This window comes from Campylobacter concisus, assembly GCF_003049085.1.
Lineage (GTDB): Bacteria > Campylobacterota > Campylobacteria > Campylobacterales > Campylobacteraceae > Campylobacter_A > Campylobacter_A concisus_H.
The window spans coordinates 50,023-71,015 of the sequence record NZ_PIQX01000002.1; the positions used below are offsets into that span (position 1 = coordinate 50,023).

The 20,993-nt window shown below is 37.6% G+C and carries 21 protein-coding genes and 1 tRNA gene; 13 read left to right on the forward strand and 9 right to left on the reverse strand.

Features of this window, described 5'->3' with window-relative positions:
* Position 1: 1 nt before the first annotated feature.
* From CVT13_RS02515 to CVT13_RS02525, 3 genes are read right to left on the reverse strand one after another with little or no spacing between them, the layout of a single operon-like run.
* On the reverse strand, positions 2-787 hold the full coding sequence (locus tag CVT13_RS02515; RefSeq protein WP_084041801.1) for a metal ABC transporter ATP-binding protein: 786 nt from the start codon (positions 785-787) through the stop codon (positions 2-4).
* Positions 784-2,289, reverse strand: coding sequence for a nickel/cobalt transporter (locus CVT13_RS02520; RefSeq protein WP_107811500.1), 1,506 nt, complete (start codon positions 2,287-2,289; stop codon positions 784-786). Before CVT13_RS02520 ends, CVT13_RS02515 begins: the two co-directional genes overlap by 4 nt.
* Before the next feature lie 3 nt (positions 2,290-2,292).
* On the reverse strand, positions 2,293-3,228 hold the full coding sequence (locus tag CVT13_RS02525) for a metal ABC transporter solute-binding protein, Zn/Mn family (RefSeq protein ID WP_021090401.1): 936 nt from the start codon (positions 3,226-3,228) through the stop codon (positions 2,293-2,295).
* A gap of 147 nt (positions 3,229-3,375) precedes the next feature.
* On the opposite strand from CVT13_RS02525, the gene CVT13_RS02530 reads away from it, so the two are divergent.
* On the forward strand, positions 3,376-3,732 hold the full coding sequence (locus CVT13_RS02530) for a Fur family transcriptional regulator (RefSeq protein ID WP_107811676.1): 357 nt from the start codon (positions 3,376-3,378) through the stop codon (positions 3,730-3,732).
* On the opposite strand, the gene CVT13_RS02535 is transcribed toward CVT13_RS02530, so the two are convergent.
* Complete coding sequence (locus tag CVT13_RS02535; RefSeq protein WP_107811501.1) at positions 3,729-4,118, reverse strand: acyl-CoA thioesterase; 390 nt, start codon at positions 4,116-4,118, stop codon at positions 3,729-3,731. The genes CVT13_RS02530 and CVT13_RS02535 overlap by 4 nt on opposite strands.
* 46 nt (positions 4,119-4,164) lie before the next feature.
* On the opposite strand from CVT13_RS02535, the gene CVT13_RS02540 reads away from it, so the two are divergent.
* Positions 4,165-4,890 (forward strand): class I SAM-dependent methyltransferase, encoded by a 726-nt coding sequence (locus CVT13_RS02540; protein WP_107811502.1) that lies wholly within the window; start codon positions 4,165-4,167, stop codon positions 4,888-4,890.
* On the opposite strand, the gene CVT13_RS02545 is transcribed toward CVT13_RS02540, so the two are convergent.
* Positions 4,887-5,768 (reverse strand): DMT family transporter, encoded by an 882-nt coding sequence (locus CVT13_RS02545; RefSeq protein WP_107811503.1) that lies wholly within the window; start codon positions 5,766-5,768, stop codon positions 4,887-4,889. The genes CVT13_RS02540 and CVT13_RS02545 overlap by 4 nt on opposite strands.
* The gene (locus tag CVT13_RS02550; RefSeq protein ID WP_107811504.1) at positions 5,765-6,514 is read right to left on the reverse strand and encodes a DUF4197 domain-containing protein; all 750 of its coding nucleotides are present in this window, start codon (positions 6,512-6,514) and stop codon (positions 5,765-5,767) included. Before CVT13_RS02550 ends, CVT13_RS02545 begins: the two co-directional genes overlap by 4 nt.
* A gap of 109 nt (positions 6,515-6,623) precedes the next feature.
* Here CVT13_RS02550 and CVT13_RS02555 point away from each other — a divergent pair, with 109 nt between their 5' ends.
* Positions 6,624-7,184, forward strand: coding sequence for a manganese efflux pump MntP family protein (locus CVT13_RS02555; RefSeq protein WP_107709444.1), 561 nt, complete (start codon positions 6,624-6,626; stop codon positions 7,182-7,184).
* An 83-nt stretch (positions 7,185-7,267) separates the two neighbouring features.
* On the opposite strand, the gene CVT13_RS02560 is transcribed toward CVT13_RS02555, so the two are convergent.
* Positions 7,268-7,342, reverse strand: a tRNA-Glu gene (locus CVT13_RS02560).
* Between the two features lie 68 nt (positions 7,343-7,410).
* Between CVT13_RS02560 and CVT13_RS02565 the strand changes: the two genes are divergently transcribed.
* The 5 genes from CVT13_RS02565 to CVT13_RS02585 are packed head-to-tail and all read left to right on the forward strand — an operon-like array spanning position 7,411 to position 13,389.
* Complete coding sequence (locus CVT13_RS02565) at positions 7,411-7,881, forward strand: hypothetical protein (protein ID WP_107811505.1); 471 nt, start codon at positions 7,411-7,413, stop codon at positions 7,879-7,881.
* Positions 7,878-8,729 carry a deoxyribonuclease IV gene (gene nfo / locus CVT13_RS02570; RefSeq protein WP_107811506.1) on the forward strand — a complete coding sequence of 284 codons (852 nt, stop codon included), beginning with the start codon at positions 7,878-7,880 and terminating at the stop codon, positions 8,727-8,729. The genes CVT13_RS02565 and nfo overlap by 4 nt, the downstream gene beginning before the upstream one ends.
* Entirely contained in the window at positions 8,726-9,967 is a 1,242-nt protein-coding gene (locus CVT13_RS02575) for an OmpP1/FadL family transporter (protein ID WP_107811507.1), read from the forward strand. Before nfo ends, CVT13_RS02575 begins: the two co-directional genes overlap by 4 nt.
* Positions 9,968-9,979: 12 nt before the next feature.
* Positions 9,980-11,656 carry a fatty acid--CoA ligase gene (locus CVT13_RS02580; RefSeq protein WP_107811508.1) on the forward strand — a complete coding sequence of 559 codons (1,677 nt, stop codon included), beginning with the start codon at positions 9,980-9,982 and terminating at the stop codon, positions 11,654-11,656.
* A complete protein-coding gene (locus tag CVT13_RS02585; RefSeq protein WP_087578205.1) occupies positions 11,656-13,389 on the forward strand; it encodes an ATP-binding protein in 1,734 nt (577 codons plus the stop codon). The genes CVT13_RS02580 and CVT13_RS02585 overlap by 1 nt, the downstream gene beginning before the upstream one ends.
* Before the next feature lie 602 nt (positions 13,390-13,991).
* Here CVT13_RS02585 and fliI read toward each other — a convergent pair.
* Both fliI and folE read right to left on the reverse strand, forming a co-directional pair.
* Entirely contained in the window at positions 13,992-15,284 is a 1,293-nt protein-coding gene (gene fliI, locus CVT13_RS02590) for a flagellar protein export ATPase FliI (protein WP_413784296.1), read from the reverse strand.
* 11 nt (positions 15,285-15,295) lie between these two features.
* Positions 15,296-15,868, reverse strand: a complete 573-nt coding sequence (gene folE, locus CVT13_RS02595) for a GTP cyclohydrolase I FolE (RefSeq protein ID WP_021090409.1) — start codon at positions 15,866-15,868, stop codon at positions 15,296-15,298.
* Positions 15,869-16,005: 137 nt separating this feature from the next.
* Here folE and tig point away from each other — a divergent pair, with 137 nt between their 5' ends.
* The 5 genes from tig to CVT13_RS02620 are packed head-to-tail and all read left to right on the forward strand — an operon-like array spanning position 16,006 to position 20,993.
* A complete protein-coding gene (gene tig, locus CVT13_RS02600) occupies positions 16,006-17,337 on the forward strand; it encodes a trigger factor (RefSeq protein WP_107811510.1) in 1,332 nt (443 codons plus the stop codon).
* The gene (clpP, locus tag CVT13_RS02605; RefSeq protein ID WP_054196008.1) at positions 17,337-17,927 is read left to right on the forward strand and encodes an ATP-dependent Clp endopeptidase proteolytic subunit ClpP; all 591 of its coding nucleotides are present in this window, start codon (positions 17,337-17,339) and stop codon (positions 17,925-17,927) included. The genes tig and clpP overlap by 1 nt, the downstream gene beginning before the upstream one ends.
* 8 nt (positions 17,928-17,935) lie before the next feature.
* Positions 17,936-18,958: a GGDEF domain-containing protein gene (locus CVT13_RS02610; protein WP_107811511.1), complete on the forward strand. Its 1,023-nt coding sequence runs from the start codon at positions 17,936-17,938 to the stop codon at positions 18,956-18,958.
* Between the two features lie 14 nt (positions 18,959-18,972).
* Positions 18,973-19,491, forward strand: coding sequence for a peptide deformylase (gene def / locus CVT13_RS02615; protein WP_107811512.1), 519 nt, complete (start codon positions 18,973-18,975; stop codon positions 19,489-19,491).
* Positions 19,488-20,993, forward strand: coding sequence for a YifB family Mg chelatase-like AAA ATPase (locus CVT13_RS02620; RefSeq protein WP_107811513.1), 1,506 nt, complete (start codon positions 19,488-19,490; stop codon positions 20,991-20,993). The genes def and CVT13_RS02620 overlap by 4 nt, the downstream gene beginning before the upstream one ends.

Here is a 20,993-nt window from a genome sequence, read left to right on the forward strand (position 1 = left end):
TTTATCTCTTTAGCTTAAAAACATTACTTTTGATTTTGCACTCACATTCGCCAAGTGCGATCTCGACATCGCAAAAATGGCTATGAGATTTTGCTAAATGCTCTATAAATTCTCTTTTTGCAGTATCTTCATGAGTTTTATGGATATGTAAATTTTTACTCACATAGGCGATTTTTGTAGCATAATTTAGCACGATATTTAGATCGTGACTTACCAAAACTACACCAACACCACTTGCATTTATATTTTTTAAAATTTCATAAATTTCAGCCTGACCCTTTGTATCGATACTGGCTGTTGGCTCGTCTAAAACGAGGACCTTTGCATTTGCACAAAGCGCTCTTGCGATATATACACGCTGTCTTTGGCCACCGCTTAGCTCACCAATTCTAGCGCTTGCAAATTCTTTCATGCCAACTTTCTCAAGGGCAGCAAGAGCCATTTGTTTCTCACCTCGCGAGTAAAAACCAAAAATTTTTTTATCGATTAGCCCCATTAAAACTACTTCTAAAACCATCATCGGAAAGCTTTGATTTGAGAGAAAATTTTGAGGCACATAGCCTATAAATTTACTGACTTCGCTTGGCTCTTTTCCAAAAAGCTTTATCTCGCCACTTTGAGGCTTAAGTAGTCCTAAGATAAGCTTTAAAAGCGTGCTTTTGCCACCACCATTTGGACCGATGATAGCTAAAAACTCATCGCTACTATAATCTAAATTGATACCTTCTAAAACCACTTGCTTATCGTAGCTAAAGTTTAAATTTTTAATTTTTATAATTTCTTTCAAAACAGACTCTTTTGCGTAAATGTCGTAGTAAAAATAAAAAGTCCAAGCCAAAGCATAACGCTAAGAGCCATAAATTCGGCATAGATTTTAAACTTTTTTAACTTAATGTTTGTGCTCTCATTTATCTTGGCTCCAAAAACAGCCGCTAAAAATATCACTGCGCTCATGCCAAGCGCCATAAATAGGCCACTTATAACGCCTGCAAAGTAGCTGCCTAGCTCATTTGCTAGCACAAAGACAAGTATCGTGCCAGGACAAGGAATAAGTGCCGCTGCAGCTGCAACCAGCCATTCTTCTTTGTTTTTTGGTTTTTTTGTAGTACAGATATTACAGCCACAGTCGCTAGTAAATTTTGTATTTTTACTCAAATTTTGGCTTAAACTTGAGCTAAAAATATAAAATTTATTTAACTCTTTTTTGCTTGAAAGATAAATTTTGACCTTTTTATAAAGCATAAAAATCGCTACAAAAAAGATAATAACGCCAGAAAATGCTGTCGTAACGCTTGCTGTATCTTTTGTCAGATCGCTACTGATCTCACGTAATATCATAAAACTAGCAAGCACAAAAATAAACGCTCCCACAACATGTAAAAATCCGATCTTTAAAGAGAAGAAAAAGGCTTTGGTGTAGCTTCCACCAGTTGCAGCAAAATAAGAGCTTGTAAGCACCTTGCCATGTCCAGCAGATGCAGCGTGTAAAAAGCCATAACCAAATGATATGAGCGCTAAAAATAGCAGAGTGAGCGGACTTTTTTGATCAAAATTTCTTAGAATTTGCTTTAATCTATCAAGCATGCTTAGACTTGTTTTTGAAACAAGATCAAACTTAGCTTCATCGATCTTATCGATCTGGCTTAAATTTTCATCTTCAAAATTTACTGAGTTCGGCTCTTTTAGAAGCTCTTTTAATGCAGGCTTTTCGTTATGAGCTTTGGCTGCAGCCTTACTTGAAAATGTAAAAAATATTAAATTTGCATTTGGATTTGGTATCGTCCAAAACTGATCTGACACTAAAAATGCGTTATTTTGTGTAAATTTAAAATTAAAATATCCCTCTTTGTCGTCCATTTCGACAGACACCACAAAGCCATCTTTGATAAGCAAATTTGTCTTAAAACTAACATCAAATTTTAATCTGCCCTCATCAAAATAGAGTTTATACTCTTTTAAATTTAGCTCAAGCTTTGTAGCATTTTCATCTTTGTAAAAGTACTCAATATTCGTTAAATAGTGCCTTGGCACAAGATAATCAAGTAAATTTAAGCGGATCTTTTTGATCTCGCTTTCATCTATCTTTTCATCCTGATTTAGGTCAAAATTTTGTCTCATAAGCTCTGAGAAATTTTGCGAAAATGTCCATGAAAAAGCAATTGTAGAGATATTGTTTTCGTTTGAGTCAAATTTAACGCTCACGTGAGCGGTCGGGCTATAAAGCGAGCAAAGAGCACACCCGAAGGCATTTATAGCAAAGAAGCAAATGACAATCAGGCGTGCTAACATTTTTTATAGACTCTTAGCAAAAATTTCTGCTGTTTTTTTCATCTCATCTAGCCAATTTTCTGGAAGCTGATCAATACTTATGACCTTTGAGCCAGTCTCTTTTGCTACTAAATTCGCAGCCTTTGTTGGAAACTGCGGAGCCACGAAAATAACCTTTACGCCGTGCTCTTTAGCTTCTTCTATGAGCTCTTTTAGCTCAGCTGGCTTTGGCTCTTTGCCCTCTATCTCGATGGCAATTTGCTCTAAGTTATAGCGTTTTGCAAAATATCCCCAAGATGGGTGATATACGATAAATTCGCGAGTTTTAACATCTTTTAGAGTATTTTTTATAAAACTATCAAGCTCGTCAAGATTAGCTTTAAATTTAGCTAAATTTTCCTCATAGAGTTTTGCATTTTGCGGAAATTTCTCTATTAATGCCTTGGCTATATTATCAGCTTGAGTTTTTACTAAAACTGGATCAAGCCAAATGTGCGGATCAAGGCCATCATGATGATGGTGATGATGTTCGCCAGCTTCGTGGTCATGGTCATGATGCTCGTGATGCTCATGTTTATGCTCGCCCTCATGCTTGTGCTCGTGATGTTCATGGTGTTCATGATGCTCGTGTTCATCACTCATAGCGATCTTTTCGATGCCTTCTTGTGTTTTTACAATGTGTAAATTTTTAAAAGATTTTGAAAAACGCTCTAGCCAAGTATCTTCAAACTCAATACCAATAGCAAAGTAAAGCTCGCTCTTTTCAAGCTCCTTCATCTGTTTTGGCTTTGGCTCATAAGTGTGCGGATCAGCACCTTTGCCAACCATTGTATTTACGCTTAGTGTATCACCAGCGATCTGCTCAACAAAAAATTTTGTAGGCAATATACTAGTCGTAACAACTGGCTTTGCAAAAAGTGACAAAGCGCAAACTGCTAAAAAAACAAAAATCTTTCTCACCATCTCTCCTTTATTTGAAAAAATATTGCGGAAGTTTAGCAGATTGCAACTTGGTTGCAACTTAAAGAACAAAAGCCTAAATATAGTGCTTTTTAAATGAAATTTAAAACTTTTAGCGTTAATATACAAAAAATAAAAAGGGCAAGGATGAATGCAAGAAATTTCTTAGAAGAGCATAGTATCAAGGCAACTACTTTTCGCATAAAGCTCGTTGAAATTTTGCAAAATGCCAAAACTCCATTAAGTTATGATGAAATTTTAGAAAGCCTTAATGCAAATAAAACCACTTTTTATAGAAGCATAGAAATTTTTGAAAAAAAGGGCCTTGTCATAAAAACTGAAAATAATCATAAAAGCTACTACGAACTGGCAAATGAGGCAAAAGCGTACTTTATCTGCGATATCTGTCATAAAGTCACAAACATCGATATGCCACATCTAAACGTCGCTAAAAATATAAAAAGCGCCGTGATAAAAGGCGTTTGTGATGAGTGTGATCACTAGTAAAGTGCGATGATCTCAGCTGGGATGGCTTTTGGACGATTTGTTTTTAGATCGATATAGACAAACTCGGTCTTGCCAGTTGCTATTAGCTCGTCATCTTTTTTAAACTCAAAATATCTACACGAAGTCGCCTTGCCCTCAGCTTGTGTATAAGTGTGAATTTCTATCTCATCCATCAATTTTACGCTTTTTATATATTTGGCTTCATTTTTTCTAATGAGCCAGATCTCGCCTCTTTTATACTGCGCCTCGACCGTGTCGCCAACCGCGGCAGAGTGCGCAAATGCAGCCTCTTGCATAAGAGTGAAATAATAGACATTATTCATGTGTCCGTGCATATCAATGGCTTGTGGTGGGATTATTACTTTGTAGATAAAATCTTTCATTTCTGGCCTTTTTTGCTAGAATTATAACCAAAAATAAGGAGCTAAAATGCAAAATTTATGGGATAAAAAGGCGTCAAATTATCAAAGGTTTGATGGCAAAGTAAGTGCTATTCAGCAACAAATTTTTGCTAAAGCCTTAGCTTGGGGAGTTGATTTTAGCGGTAAAGAAATTCTTGATATAGGCTGTGGTACCGGTGTTTGGACGATATTTTTGTCAAAAACTGCAAAAGATATAACTGGCATTGATAGCTCAAAAAATATGATAGAAATTTTAAATGAAGATGCTAAAAGATTTGGCGTGACAAATTTAACTAGTGAGGTTTGCTCTTGGAGAGAATTTAAGCCCGCAAAGCACTTTGATATCGCGATTTGCACAATGAGTCCAGCGATTGCTAGCGATGAAGATTTTGCTAAATTTCATAATATCGCAAAGCAAAAACTCTACCTTGGCTGGGATAAGCCTAGAAGTTCTGATTTGATTGAGCCATTTTTTGAAAAATTTGGACGCACTCTCTCTCAAAAAAATGTTGTAAATAGGCTTGAAGCGTGGCTAAATGAGCAAGGGATCGCTTATAGGAGTGAAATTTTAAATGAGACAAGGATCGCTAGACGAAGCGTGCAAGAAGCTGCTGAGAATATTTGCTGGCACCTTGAGATAAATGGAGCTAAAAACTACGATGAAAAGGTGGTTTTAGCGATGTTAAAAGAGAGATTTGACGGCGAGTTTATAGATGAAAAGATAGAGTCGCAGATGAAGCTTTTTGTCTTTTAAGCTAGTTTTGACCTAGAGAAAATTTTTTTACCAAATTCGCTAAAAATAACTCCAAAGATTATTAAGATCGCGCCAAAAATTTGTATGAGAGCTAGCTTTTCACCAGCGAAAAAATAGCCGATAAAGCCAGCAGAAACTGGCTCAAGACAGAAAAATAAAGCTGCTTTGCTGGCTGTTGTATATCTTTGAGCGATGGTTTGTACAAAGTAGCAAAAAATAGTGCCAATAAATGCAGTGATAAAAATTGCTATAAAAAATTCCCTATCGTAATTTGGCACCACACTACCTTCAATAAACGCAAAGACAAATGAGAGTAAAGAGACGGTGAGAAATACCACAAATACAAGCAAATAAAGCTCGCATTTTCTTACAAAGTGGCCATTTAAGCTCGTGTAAAGTGCATAAAATATGGCACAAAGTAGGGCAAGTGCCTCGCCGCTCCCAAGTGCTAGCGTAGCGCCACTTAAGAGCCAAAGCCCAAAAATGGCAATAAGCGCCCCCAAAATAGCAAAAATAGTTATTTTATTTTTAAAAATGAGTGCTGTCATAAAAGGCACGATCACACACTCAAGCCCTGTAATAAAGGCAACACTTGAGCTAAAAGTAAGTTTTAGAGCGTAAGTTTGAGCAACAAATGAGCCAAAGAGAACTACGCCAAGGATAGTGCCATAAACCACACTTTTTTTATCAAAAATTTTAGAAAGTTTAAATGCTATAAGTCCCATAAAGATAGCGGAAATAAAAAATCTACAAAAGAGCATAACAAAGACACTATTTGTTTTTAGTGCGTTTGCCATAGGTAAAAACGTAGCGCCCCAAACGATGGCAACTACAATGAGTGCGATGTCGGCTCTGTTTTGTGCGCTTAAATTTTTCATTTAAAGATCGAGTCTAGCACCTTTTTGCCGCTATCTAGGCTAAAGCCACTTCTTAGCCCTTTTTCCTTCTCGCTCATCACGTTAAATAGCCCATCTAGCGTCTTTCTTGTGATATATGCATTTAGATCCTCGCCGTCATCTGGCACATACTCGCTTGCGCCTAAATTTTTAGCTAGACTCTTTACTGATTTTATCGTTTCATTATTTTTTGCTGAGCCACCGATGAAAGAATTTAGCCCATTATAGGCAGTCGCAAAGCTATTATCACTCATCATTTTTTCTATTATCGGCGTAAATGCCGCCTTTAGCTTTTGGCTGGAGCTTTGCTGCAAATACTTCGTAACGCTGTCACTGCCGCCGTTAAAGAGCTTTTTGACATCTGCTTCGCTCATATTTTTTATGCTTTCGCTAAAAATTTCAGCAGCCTTTGGTACGGCTGTGGTCGCAGCGTTGTTTATCGACTTGCTAAGGTCCTGCGCCCACTTCTCGCCGCCCACTTTTTTGGCTAAATTTGACGCCATTTCAAGGCTTTTTGGGAGTGGGATTTTAGCTTTGGCGTTGTTTATAAAGCCCTCTTTTGAAAGCTCACTAACAGCAGCATTTAGCGCCTCGCTAACTAAGCTTTTGTAGTCGCCACTTGATGCGTGAGTAGCTATTTTGACGCCTTTGTTTATCATATCGTCCATGCTTGCGGCTTGTAAATTTAAAGCAAGCGCGCCACAAAGAACAACAAGAGATCTTTTCATCTTCTCTCCTTTTTTAAATTTAAAGCAAAATCATACAAAAAATATCTAAACACTTAAAATAAATTTAATCTTTTTGCACTAGAATTTACCCTTTTTTTAAAGGAAGACTATGCAACTTTTACTTCTTAGCTTCGCTCTTAGTATGGATAGCGCGGCACTAAATATGGCAAATGGCGCAAGGTATAAAAATTTAGCTCTTAATAAAATTTTATTTATCGCTTTTATGCTTGGCTTTTTTCAGTTTCTCATGCCACTTCTTGGCTATCTTTTAGGTGTTAGTTTTGCAAAATTTATAAGCTCAATCGATCATTTTATCGCATTTTTTATACTCTGTTTTCTTGGTTTTAGAATGTTTAAAGAGGCCTGTAGCAAAGGGGAGTGCGAGTATCTTAAGATAGGATTTAAGACTATTTTGTATGGAGCATTTGCTACTAGTGTGGATGCTCTTGCCGTTGGTGTCACACTTAGCTTTGAAGAGATAAACATCTTTCAAAGCTCGCTCATCATCGGCGTAGTCTGCTTTGCATTAAGTTTGATTGCTTTTTATATAGGTAAATTTATGGGTGAAATTTTAGAGAAAAAAGCGCTCTTTTTGGGAGGAGCGATATTAATTTTTCTAGGTTTTAAAATTTTAATAACGCATTTAATTGAAAGCGGCACAGTTCAATAAAAATTTAAAATAACAATTAAAAATAATATTTAAGATTAACTATATTTTAAAGCTTATATGGATAAGATTTTGATTTTTAGAAGTGGTGACCCATACGAGACTCGAACTCGTGTTACCGCCGTGAAAGGGCGATGTCCTAACCGCTAGACGAATGGGCCACATGTCGGTTATGAAGTTGGGATTATATTTCTTTTATACTTAATTTTAGATTAATAAGGAAAAATTTTTGAAAAATTTTTTATTTACTTTGTTGTCTGTTTTTATTTTTACAGGTTGCGTGGCTACCAAAACGCCGCAAAATTCACAAGCTTTTCAAGTTACTTTATTTTCTCCGATGATCAAGATAAATGATGTTGGATTTTTCCATAAATATAAAAATGAGCTAAATTTGCAAATTTATAGCTCTGGCGTAAACACCGCAAATATAAGCATAAGAGATAAAATTTGCATAAATAGCGCTTGTTTTAATAAGACTGAGTTTAATGAGAAATTTTTTCTAGCCCCGCATTATGAGAGCCTTTTTGAAGAAATTTTGCAAAAAGAAAAGATTTATGATGGCAAAGGATTGGTGAATACGGAGTGTGGTTTTAGTCAAGATCTAAGTTCATATTTTATAAAATACGAGGTTTGCGATAACTACGTCAAATTTATAGACAGCAAAAACAAAATAAGAGTGATAATAAAAGAGTTAAAATGAGATATATCGGAGCTCACGTAAGTGCTGCTGGAGGCGTGTTTAATGCACCTTTAAATGCTGCAAAAATAGGAGCAAATGCCTTTGCGCTTTTTACAAAAAATCAACGCCAGTGGAATGCAAAAGAGCTAAGTACTAGCGAGATAGAACAGTTTAAAGAAAATCTAAAAATTTCTGGTATAAGCACAAAGCATGTTTTGCCACACAGTAGTTACTTGATAAATTTAGGCCATCCGGATGAGGAGGCAAGAGCAAAGTCGCTTGAAGCCTTTGTGGATGAGATAGATCGCGCCAGTAAGCTTGGGCTAGAGCTTTTAAATTTTCATCCAGGCTCACATCTAAAACAAATAAGCGAAAAAGAGTGCTTAGACAATATCGTAAGCTGCATGAACGTGGCACTTAAACGTACAAGCGGTGTAAAGCTAGTCATCGAAAATACAGCTGCACAAGGCTCAAATTTAGGCTTTAGTTTTAAGCAGATCGCTTATTTGATAGAGCGAGTAGACGATGAGAGCAGAGTTGGTGTTTGCTTTGATACCTGTCACGCATTTGCTGCCGGATATGATCTAAGAAGCAAAGAGGCCTACGCTAAAACGATGGGGGAATTTGATGCGATTATCGGCTATAAATTTTTATCCGGTATGCATTTAAATGATGCAAAATTTGGGCTTGGCTCGAAAAAAGATAGACACGAGAGTCTTGGTAAGGGTGAGCTTGGATTTAGTGCTTTTAAAAATATAATAAATGATGATAAAATAGGCGAAATTCCTTTAATATTAGAGACGATTGACGAGAGTATTTGGGAAGACGAGATAAAAATTTTAAGAAATTTCGAAAAGGAAAAACTATGAAAAAAGTGCTATTAAGCATTATTATGGCATCTACTTTGCTAAATGCTGGAGGTTATAAAGTTCCTGAGCAAAGTGCTGATTCTTTAGGTCTTGCTGCTAGTAACGTGGCCTTTAGTTTTGGGGCTGATGCGGCGTATTTTAACCCAGCAAATATGATGTTTTTAGATGGACGCCATCACATAGAAAGTACCCTCGGCTGGTTTCATATAAATAAGCTTGAGTTTAAAAGTGATAGTGGCAAAAGCTACAAGTCAGAAAAATTTGACTCGCTGGCTGGTACATTTAGTTTTGTAACGCCAGAAATTTATGAAAACTGGAAATTTGGTTTAGCTCTTGCCGTTCCTGCTGCTGTTGGTGTATCGTGGGAGGATCCAGCTACCGCATTTACCGCTAAAAGGTTTAAGCTGCAAGTTGTTGAGTTAAATCCAACCGTGGCTTACCGCATAAACGATAAGCTTGCCTTTGCTCTTGGTGCTAGAGGCGTTTATAGTAAAGGTAAGATAGCAAGTGACTTTGGACGAATAGGCTATAGAGAGATAAAAGGCGATGGCATGGGTTATGGCTACAATGTTGCGCTTACTTATAGACCTATTGAGGATTTAAGCTTTGCTGTTACTTACCGCTCAAATGTAAATTTAGAACTTAAAGGCCATACAGATGCTGATTTTAACGGAGCGCTATCTCCTATAAGCTATCATGGCAAAACAAAAGTCGAGATCCCACTTCCTGCACAGCTTGTGCTTGCTGCTGGCTATAAATTTAGCGACTTTACTCTTTTACTAGCTTTTGAGAGGACGTATTGGTCTAAATTTAAAAGCTATGACTTTGAATTTGGCGACAAGACTGCAGCTCACACGAGTTCTCCGTTTAGTGGGTATTTCAAAACATTTATGGACGATCCAGTCATAAAAAATGCAAAAGATACAAATACATACAGACTAGGTCTTGCCTACGACGTAAATGAAAAATTTAGGCTAATGGCTGGCTTTGCCTATGATGAAGACATTACAAGCAGTAAGCATACTGGATTAGAGCTTCCAAATACTACATCTAAGGTGTATTCTTTTGGAGTAAATTATAAATTTACGCCAAGTCTTGAAATGGCACTTGGATATGTTTATCAACACCGTGATAAGAAGCGTGCAACAAGTATTTCAACAGCTAATGGAAAAATGTCAGGGGAATTTGATACTGGTACGATCCAAATCCTTGGTACGACTTTTAAATATACATTTTAGTTAGGGTCAATAATGCGATACTCTTATAATAATTTTTATGAAATTTTAACCAAAGTAGCAAAGGAAAATCCAAATCAAGCAGTTCTTTTTGAAGAAAAAGAGAAGCTAAAATATCGCGAATTAAAGCAAAATGTCGATAAAGTGGCAGCTTATTTGCAGATTGCTGGAGTAAAATTTGGTGATAAAGTAGCTATGGCGGTTACAAACTCGAAAGAATTTATCATCTCATACCTTGCGATAACCGCAATAGGCGGTATTGCAGTGCCTATGAATACTTTTTTAAAAGCAAACGAGTTTGAATATATCATAAATGATTGTGGTGCAAAGGTGCTTTTTGCGTCTAGCTCGCTTGCAAAAGAGTTAATCGCATTAAATGAGCTTGAAATTTTAAGAAAGATAATCTGGATCGGAGCAATACCAAAGAAACTTCAAAGTGCCTCAAAAGATGAATATATAGACACTGACGAAGAGTATGGTGAGAGCGCGTATCTCACTTCAACGCCTCAAATTTCAAAAGAGGATATGAGCAAGGGCTATGAAAATAATGGCCTTGTTAAAAACATAAATTTTACAGAAACTCTAAATCATAAATATGCTCTTAGTATCGCAAAGCATCCGGTAATAGATGATTTAATGCATATAATTTACACTTCAGGCACTACTGGCAAGCCAAAGGGTGCGATGATAAGCTATAAAAATATCTTTTCAAATTTAATTGGAGCTCATGATCGTTTTATAGTGAAAAAAAGCGATCGTTTCATAGTCTTTTTGCCGATGTTTCATAGTTTTACGCTAACTGCAATGGTGTTGCTTCCGATATTTGCGAGTGCATCTATGGTACTTGTAAAGTCGGTATTTCCGTTTTCAAATGTACTAAAACAAACTTTGCTAAAGCGTGTAACTGTATTTTTAGGAATTCCAGCTATCTATACAGCTATCGGTAAGGCAAAAATTCCTTGGTATTTTAGATGGTTTAACCGCATTAGATTATTTGTAAGTGGTGCAGCTCCGCTTGCAAAGCAGACGATAGATGACTTTAGAGTGAAATTTCCGCGTGCAACACTTGTCGAGGGATATGGCCTTAGCGAATGCTCGCCAGTCGTAGCTGCAAATTTATATGATAAACAAAAGCTGTTAAGTGTAGGACCAGTGCTTGATGGCTATGAGGTAAAGATCGTAAATGATGAGATGATGGAGCTTCCAGTTGGCCAGATCGGTGAGATCATCATAAAGGGTGATTGCGTAATGCAAGGCTACTATGGTATGCCAAGCATCACTGATGAGACCATAATAAACGGCTGGTTAAAGACTGGAGATCTTGGCAAAGTCGATGAAGAGGGCTTTATCTATATCGTTGATCGTAAAAAAGACCTCATCATATCAAAGGGCATTAATATCTATCCGCGTGAGATAGAAGAAGTCATTTACAAACTTGAAGCAGTTGAAGCAACAGCGGTAATTGGCGTAAAAGATGTACATGCTGATGAAGAGGTCGTTGCTTTCATACAAGTAAAAGATGGCATGGATCTTGATGAAAAAACAGTAAGAGAGCATTTGAAGAAAAATTTAGCAAATTTCAAGATACCAAAGAGTATCTATTTTGCCGAAGAGTTGCCTAGAAATGCCACTGGCAAGGTGCTAAAACGTGTATTAAAAGAGCAAATAGAGCAGATGAAGGATAAATTTTAGTGAAATACTTGCTTGATTTTTTAAACCAGGACCTCAAAAAAAGTAAAATTTACGAGCTGATAAAGTGTGGCGATGAAGAGGGAGAAATTTTAAAATATCTAAGTAAAGCTTATGTGCAAGGAACAGCTAATATGAGCGTTTTTGAGCTACTTGGAGCAGTCTTTGGCACACAAAATGATAAGCAGCTTTTGTATCTAAAATTTATAAAAAACTTGCTTGATAGCGGTTGGATTGTACAAAATTATAGTCTTTTTAAAATACCTGAGAGCACACAAAGGGCTTCAGCTCAAGGGCTTCTTTCGTTGCTTCATTCTGAAATTTCTCTATCAGCCACATTTTTAAAAATTCTTGAAGATGGCAACGCTGATATAAATTTACCAGAGCTTACGCCATATGAGGATCATTTGGAGTATTTAAAAGATCAGTTTTTAAAGGTGGAGCTTTACTCAAAGGCTGCTATTTTTGAAAACAGCTCAAGTGATGCCAAAAAGCGTATAAATGAGCAAATTTCTGAGCTAACAAAGCGTATAAATGAGCGCGTCAAACTAAGTAAGATCAGCCTAAAGATAGAGCAAATTTTTAAAGAAAACTCGCTTGACGAAAAAGAGCAGATCATATTTTTAGCCCTTTTAAAAGAGGAGTACGCGGGCGACTTTGAAAATGGTCGCGACCTAAACACGCTAGTTGGGCTAATAAGCAAAGACGAGCTTGAACGCATCAAAAATCGTACTCTTTTAGAGGATGGCTCAAGGCTAATTGAAGGCGCACTAATCGACTACGACGAGGTTTTAAACGCTTATGGCAACGTAAGCAAGAGTTTTTTTATAAACGAAGAAATTTTGCAAAGCATAATGCACCCAAAAAATGACAAAAACAGCAAGAAAATCAAGATCGAAAGCCTGGTAAAAGAGCAAGAAATTTTTGAGCTAATAGAGCCAGTAACTAGCCTAGAAGACGTCGTGCTAAACGAAAAGACAAAGCAGCTTTTAAGCACGATACTAAAGCAAGTAGATAAAAAAGTACTCGCCAGACTTAGCAGCTGGGGCATAAAAACTAGAAAAAATATAGACGCCAAGATCATCTTTTACGGCGAGCCTGGCACTGGTAAAACCATGAGTGCCGTTGGGCTTGCAAAGAGCCTAAAGAAGCAAATTCTAAGCTTTGACTGCTCAAAAATTTTAAGCAAATATGTCGGAGAGAGCGAGCAAAATGTAAGGAAAATTTTTGATACTTACAAAGAAATTTGCAAAAAAAGTGGCAGCGAGCCGGTGCTCTTGCTAAATGAGGCCGATCAGTTCTTAAGCACGAGAGTGGAGAGCTCGAGCGGGGCTGAGAAGATGCATAATCAAATGCAAAATATCTTTTTAGAGCAGATCGAGCGCTTTGAGGGTGTGCTGATCGCCACGACAAATTTCTTACAAAGCCTTGATGTGGCGTTTTCTAGGAGATTTGACTACAAGATCGAGTTTAAAAAGCCTGATTATAACGGCAGGCTTGCCATTTGGCGTAAAATTTTGCCCGAAAATGCAAGCTTTGAAGATGGCTTTAGCGTAGAAAGGCTGGCTGAGTTTAACCTAAGTGGCGCTCAAATCGTCCTCGCGCTAAAAAATACCGCACTAAAAGTTGCTATAAAAGATGATGGGATTTTTACCTTTGAGGACTTCAAAACCACGATAGAGCGTGAGCTAAACTCTAGCTTTGGCGAGGATAAAAAGATGGGATTTGGCTCTTAATCTCTTCCAAATTTTACTATCTCGTGTGGCTATACGCTTTTGCCAAGAGGTAAAGTCTAAAGTGCTAGGGATTACTGGACTAAACGTAAAATTTTGATTTTATAATTAAATTTGCGCTATGACTGCCACCAAAATTTATAGCAAGACAGACATCAGCACATAATTACTTAGTATAAATTTGGCCCGCTTATTTGCCTTAAAATTGTAACATGGTCTTTGCTAAACAAGTAGTTTTTGTTAAAAAATCCTAAATTTTTGGAGTTTATCCACTCCATGACCGCTGCTTGGAATGTATATTTGCACGTTTGGTGCTTTAAAAAAGTTTTATTAAAATCTTGTCATTTTGTGTAATACAAAAATAGCCGTCTCACGAAGTCTAAAATAAAAAGCCTCATAAATTTCAAATTCTCTTTCATGATATTTGTAGCAGCGCTTTTTGAAATCAAAAAAGAGATGAGAAAATAGAAATTTATAGGTCTTTGAGTGCGATTTTTACATCCGAAGTAAAGAAGTAATGCGTGATCACTTTAACAATTAGTATAAAAAATTGATTATATTTTTAGTAGCCAAATTTTGTAAAAAGGCTTATAAATTTTAGAAATTTACTGATTGATCTTATCGAGTAGTTCTTCGACCTCTTCAAGCGCAAAGGCCTCTTCTGAGCTTTGTTTTAAGAAGTTCTCCATAAATTCTTTCTTCGAGATCGCAAGGTCAAGCTCCTTGTCGCTGCCCTTTTGATATGCGCCGATACGAAGCAAAACTTCATTTTCTTTTAAAAGTGAGTAGAGGCGCTTAAATTTCATCGCATTTAGCTTATGCTCTTTGCCTATCACGTCGCCCATGACACGCGAGGCCGAGTTTTGGATATTGATAGGTGGATAGATGCCAAAGTCCGTTAGCTCGCGGCTTAGCACGATGTGTCCGTCTAGGATAGAGCGGCTTTGGTCAGCTATCGGATCGCTCATATCATCGCCTTCAACTAGCACGGTGAAAAATGCCGTGATACTGCCCTTACCCTCCTCTTTGCCCGCGCGCTCCATTAGCTGTGGTAAGAGCGTGAGTGAGCTTGGTGGATAGCCTTTTGATGTAGGTGGCTCGCCAAGCGCAAGGCCGATCTCACGCTGCGCCATCGCAAAACGTGTTACGCTATCCATGATGAAAAGCACATCTTTGCCCTGCTGTTTGAAGTACTCAGCCACGCTCATCGCACAAAATGCGCCGTATTTTCGCATGAGCGAGCTATCATCGCTGGTCGCTACGATGATGACTGTGCCCTCCAGGTCGCCGCCTAGGTTTTTTTCGATAAATTCAGGCACCTCACGGCCACGCTCGCCTATTAGTGCGACTACTTTTATGGGAGCTAGTGTGTTTTTTACGATCATACCCATGAGCGTTGATTTACCCACGCCTGAACCTGCAAAAATTCCCAGTTTTTGCCCTTTACCACAAGTAAGCAGTCCATCTATAGTCTTTATACCAACGCTAAAAGGCTCGTTTATAAGCCCTCTTTTCATCGCATCTATCGGTGCTCTCATGATCGGCATATATTCAGTCGTCTCGATCGCTCCTTTGCCGTCAATCGGCTTCATAAATGGATCGACCACGCGGCCTAGTAAATTTGGCCCCACGGGTATGCTCATACCTTGATCGCTTTCATAGACGAAGTCGCCTATCCTAAAACCCTCAACAAAGCCAAATGGACTGATATAAGCGCCATCTGTCTTTATTTGTGTAACCATGCCAAGGCCATTTTTACTCTTATCTTTTGCAACTATACGCACGATATCACCAATACTTGGACGAAGTCCAGTGATCTCGATAGTCGTAGCTGTGATTTTAGTTATGATGCCAAAGGTGTTTGAGAGTTTCACACCCTCTTTAAGCTTTAAATTTATATGCTCTAAGCTCAAAAATGCGTTTCCCTAGGAGAGTTTATAAGCGAGAAAAATTCTCGTCTTGTGTCTGCGTTTTTGATAAAGCAGCCTCTAAGTGCCGAGGTCGTAGTGGTTGAGTTTATCTTTTGCACACCTCTCATCTCAACGCACATATGTCTAGCCTCAACGACAACTCCAACGCCTTTTGGAGCTATTACGTCCTCAAGTGCTTTTGCTATCTGCTCAGTCATTTGCTCTTGAATTTGCAAGCGTCTTGCATAGATATTTACCATGCGTGGAATTTTACTAAGGCCAACGACCTTGCCATTTGGGATGTACGCCACATGCACACGGCCGATAATAGGCAACAAATGGTGCTCGCAAAGACTGTAAAATTCGATGTTTCGCATCAAAACCATCTCATTATTTGAGCTAGTAAAAAGTGCGTCACCAAGAACCTCTTTTGGATCTTCATCATATCCGCTAGTTAGAAATTTAAATGCTTTAAAGACACGCTCAGGCGTCTTTATAAGGCCTTCTCTGTTTGGATCTTCGCCTATAATCGTTAGCATGTTTTTAACCGAATTTTCAAAACTCTCTTGCATAAATTTTCTCCATAATTTTATTGCCAGATTCTACGTTAAAACGCCTTTTATATCTATAAAAATTTACAAATTTACAATGAAATAAGGAAAATTCTGCTATATTTTGGGCTAAAAATTTGTATTCATAAAGGAATTAGATGGAAATCAAAACAAAAGCTCTAGATAGCGTAAATACCCTAGCTAGCACAACTGTAAGTGCAGATGCTATAAAGTCTAGCGTAGAGAAACTAGCAAAAAAAGCAGCAAAAACTATGAAAGTAGATGGCTTTAGACAAGGCCATGTGCCAGTTGCTATTGTGCTAAAACGCTACGAGAAAGAGCTAACAAATGATGCTGAGCAAGATGTCTTAAGAGATGTTGTTGATGAGGCTATAAAACAAGCAGGCAAAAAAAATGATGATCTTATCGGCGAGCCTATTGTTTCAAAATTTGACAGAAAAGATGGTAAGATCGATGTTGAGCTAACAGTTTCATTTAAGCCAAGTGTCGATGTGAGCGGCTATGAGAGCTTGATACCTGAGTTTTCAAACCCACGTGTTTTGAAAAAAGATATCGATGAGAAAAAAACTGAACTTTTAAAAATGATAGCTCCACTTGAAAAAGTAGAGAGCAAAAGAGGCCTAAAAGTTGGCGATTTTGCTAAATTTGACTTTGAGGGCTTTGTTGATGGCGTTGCATTTGATGGTGGCAAGGCTGAAAACTATGTGCTTGAGATCGGCTCAAATCAATTTATCCCAGGCTTTGAAGATGGTATGGTAGGCATAAAAGCTGGTGGCGAAAAAGATATCGAGGTTAAATTCCCAGAAAACTATGGCGCTGCACATTTAGCTGGCAAAGACGCTATCTTTAAAATAAAACTTCATGAAATTCAAGAGAGAAAAATTCCTGAAAAACTAGATGAAGAGATGCTAAAAACTTTACTTCCAAATGAAGAAAAGCCAACTGAAGAATTACTTGATGAGCGTATAAAAGAGCAAATCCGCCAAGAGAAAATTTATAAACTTATAAATGATGAGCTTAAGCCAAAATTTGCTGAAGCTGCGGTCGAGAAATTTAAATTTGATGTGCCAAAAAATATTGTTGAGCAAGAGATCGATATGCAGTTTAGAAACGCATGGAGCTCATTTACTCCAGATGATATGAAAAAATTTAGAGAGGACAAAGACGCTCTTTCTAAAAAACGTGATGAGTTTAGAAAAGATGCTGAAAATAGCGTTCGGTTAACTTTCATTATCGATGAGCTAGCTCGCGTAAGAGGCGTGAAAGTAAGCGATCAAGAGGTCATTCAAGCGATCTATTTTGAGGCATATAGAAGCGGTCAAGATCCAAAAGCACACCTTGAGATGTACCGCAACCAAGGCATGCTTCCAGCTATAAAGATGTCAATGATCGAAGAGAAGCTATTTGGTGAGCTCTTTAACAAAGAAAAAGACGAGAAAAAAGCAAGTAAAAAAGAGAAGGTCGAGTAATGAGCTATTACGTTCCTGTCGTAGTTGAAAGAACTAGTAGAGGTGAGCGAAGCTATGATATATACTCCCGTCTTTTAAAAGACAGGATCGTTATGCTAAGTGGTGAGATAGAGGACGGCATGGCCGCTTCTATTGTCGCCCAGCTTCTATTTTTAGAGGCTGAAGATCCAGATAAAGATATCTATCTATATATAAACTCACCAGGTGGCGTTATAACAAGTGGCTTTAGCATCTATGATACGATGAACTACATAAAGCCAGATGTTTGCACGATCTGTATCGGCCAAGCTGCTAGCATGGGTGCATTTTTGCTAAGCTGTGGCGCACCAGGTAAAAGATATGCGTTGCCAAATTCTCGCATCATGATACATCAACCACTTGGCGGCGCTAGAGGACAAGCGACTGATATCGAGATACAAGCTCGTGAAATTTTACGTATGAAAGAGATTTTAAACGGAATTTTGGCCAAAAATACAGGTCAAAAGCTAAGTAAGATCGTAAAAGATACTGAACGTGACTTTTTTATGAGTTCGGCCGAAGCCAAAGAGTACGGACTTGTTGATAAAATTTTGGAGAAAAGTTTTAAATAAGGCCCAAAGTGATAAAGATAGATAATGCACCAGACCCTAAGAAAAAAGTGGTTGAGGTAAAACATGTTCTAGAAAAAGAAAAGGTAGATATCTACAGATTTTCAGAAAATGTTTTGCATGAATTAAGCGACGATAATGTTCCATCTACGCCAAATAATTACTCTATTTATTTTGAGAAAATGCTTGATGGACAGCCTGATGAATTTAGAAAAGAGATCGGTGATATTATAGTCGCAAATTCTGAAATTTCAGTGCCTACAAATGGTAATATCTCTATTGAAAAAGAGATAAAGCAAGGATTTATCCAGATAAAAAGCATGCTTCAAGCCGTGGTGCTAATCTATAAAAATTTAGGCATCATGAGAGGCCTAGTGCAAAAGCGCATGGATGCACTCAAAAACAATACAAATATCCTAGTTCTTCAAAATGTTTTAAGCGCATTTAATCATGACCTAATAAAATTAAACAGCCTTATGGATAAGCATCTTGATGTCATTAAAGTAAGCTATGACGAAGTAGCCAAGATGCTTAAATCTATTGAAGAGCAGTCGATTTACGATACGACATATGACGTTTATAATAAAAAATTTCTAGTAGCCACAGTACAAAGTGAAGTAGAAGCCGTTAAAAGATATGGCTATAACGCATCGTTTTTATTAGTAAGAGCAAAAGATAGATTTACAAATCGTGTTAAAAATTTAAAAGAGCGAAACAATATGTATAAAGCTATATCACAGCTTCTTTTAAGAACTTCTAGAAGAAGCGATATAGTAGCTCATTACGGTGATGGCTGTTTTGCTATGGTTATGAAATATACTGATGAAAATGGCACAAAACAAGCCGGTAGCAGAATTTTAAATATGCTTTCATCTATACCTTGGAAGATAGATGGTGAAGAGTGTAAGCTTGATATCCAAGTGGTTTCAAGCATGATAACAAAAACAAGAAGTGCTGAAGAATTAATCTCTTACTCGTTAGATCAACTAATACTAACACAAGATGATGAGCAGCCTATATTTTTGGGTGAATAAATAGGAGTTTGAGCTTGATCTTAGAGGTTTTATCTTATCCAAATAAAAAGCTTTATGAAGTCTCAAAAGAGGTTAAAATTTTTGACGAGGAACTTCACAAACTACTTGATGATATGTATGATACGATGATTGCAAAAGAAGGCATCGGCCTTGCTGCTATTCAGGTAGGTGTTGCAAAAAGAATTTTTATTATAAATTTAGCCAATGATGAGGGCGTGCAAGATAAAGAAAATTTAATCGAAATCATAAATCCAAAGTTTGAACTACGTGAAGGAGAATGCATCTATCAAGAGGGTTGCCTTAGTGTGCCTGGATATTATGAAGATGTAAAAAGAAATGAGGTTGTGGCTATCAAATATCAAGACCGCTTTGGCAAAGAGCAAAGCTTAAAGGCTCATGGGCTTTTAGCTATCGCTATCCAGCATGAAAACGATCATTTAGATGGACATCTTTTTATAGAAAAAATCGGCTTTAATAAACGCAAAAAATTTGACAAGGAATACAAAAAGCAAAAAAAAGAAAAAGTTTCATGAAGTCTTTAAGATGTGCTACTTACGGCGATGGATTAAAGATAATTGACGTTGAGTCTATCTTCTCTCGCGGGCTTCCTGGTTTTAGCATCGTTGGGCTTGCAAGCACAAGCATCAAAGAGAGCACAGAACGCGTAAAGGCAGCGCTTCTGGCACTTGATTTTTCTTTTCCAGCACAAAAGATAACCATAAATTTATCCCCTTCAGATCTACCAAAGAGCGGCTCACATTTTGACCTAGCTATCGCTCTTCTTATAGCTCTTCAAAAGGCAAAAAGCTTAGAGAAAATTTTTGTATTTGGCGAGCTCGGGCTTGATGGAAGCGTAAAAAGCACAGCAAATTTATTCTCAATCCTTCTTTTTTTAAGCACGCAGGTAAAAAACGTAAAAGTCTTGGTGCCAAAAGAGATAGCACAAAAAGCTTCTATGATCCCAAATTTAGAGATTTATGCGGTTAGTACTCTAGAGGAAGCGATTAGATTTTTTAATGACATAGAATTTGCAAAAAGCATACGTTTTAACGCTACACATGAGCTATTTTCAAACGTGATAGAAATTTCTGGCAAAAGATATGTTCCAAATTTAAACTTCGAGCTTGATTTTAAGGATGTTTTGGGTCAGGATCGCGCAAAAAGAGCCTGCGTTGTTGCAGCTGTTGGCATGCACAATATTTTATTTGAAGGCAGTCCAGGTAGTGGCAAAAGTATGTGTGCAAAACGCCTAGTTTACATCATGGCGCCACAAAGCTTAGAAGAGGTACTAAAGTCTGCCGCTTACCGCTCTTTAAACCTTCAAGATAGTGAATTTACAAGCACTAGAGCTTTTCGCTCACCACATCATACCTCGACAAAAAGTTCAATATTTGGTGGTGGCTCAAATGTCGCAAAGATCGGCGAAATCGCACTTGCAAATGGTGGAGTGCTATTTTTTGACGAATTTCCACACTTTTCTAAACAAGTGATCGAGAGCCTCAGAGAGCCACTAGAGGACAACCAAATCCACATCGCAAGAGTGAATTCAAAAGTGACTTATGAGACTAAATTTATCTTCGTAGCAGCTCAAAATCCATGCCCTTGCGGAAATTTATTCTCTCGCAACCTAAATTGCAAATGCAGCGAAAATGAGATAAAAAACTACAAATCAAGAATTTCAGCTCCAGTGCTTGACCGCATTGATTTAAAAGTTGCTATGGACGAGAGCTCGCCAGGCGACAAGGCTAGTTTGAGCTCACAGCAGATGAGTGATATGGTCTTAAAAGCCTTTATATTTCAAAAAAAACGCAATCAAGATGAGCTAAACGGCAAGCTAAATGACGCACAAGTAGAAAAATTTTGTCTACTGGATAATGAAGCAAGAGAAATTTTACAAAAGGCAGCCTCGAGGTACAATCTTTCTCAAAGAGGCATAAAAAGAACACTTAGAGTGGCTAGAAGTATCGCTGACCTTGATGAGAGCGAGCAAATTTTAAAGCCCCACATCTTAGAGGCACTTAGTTTTAGGGCATAG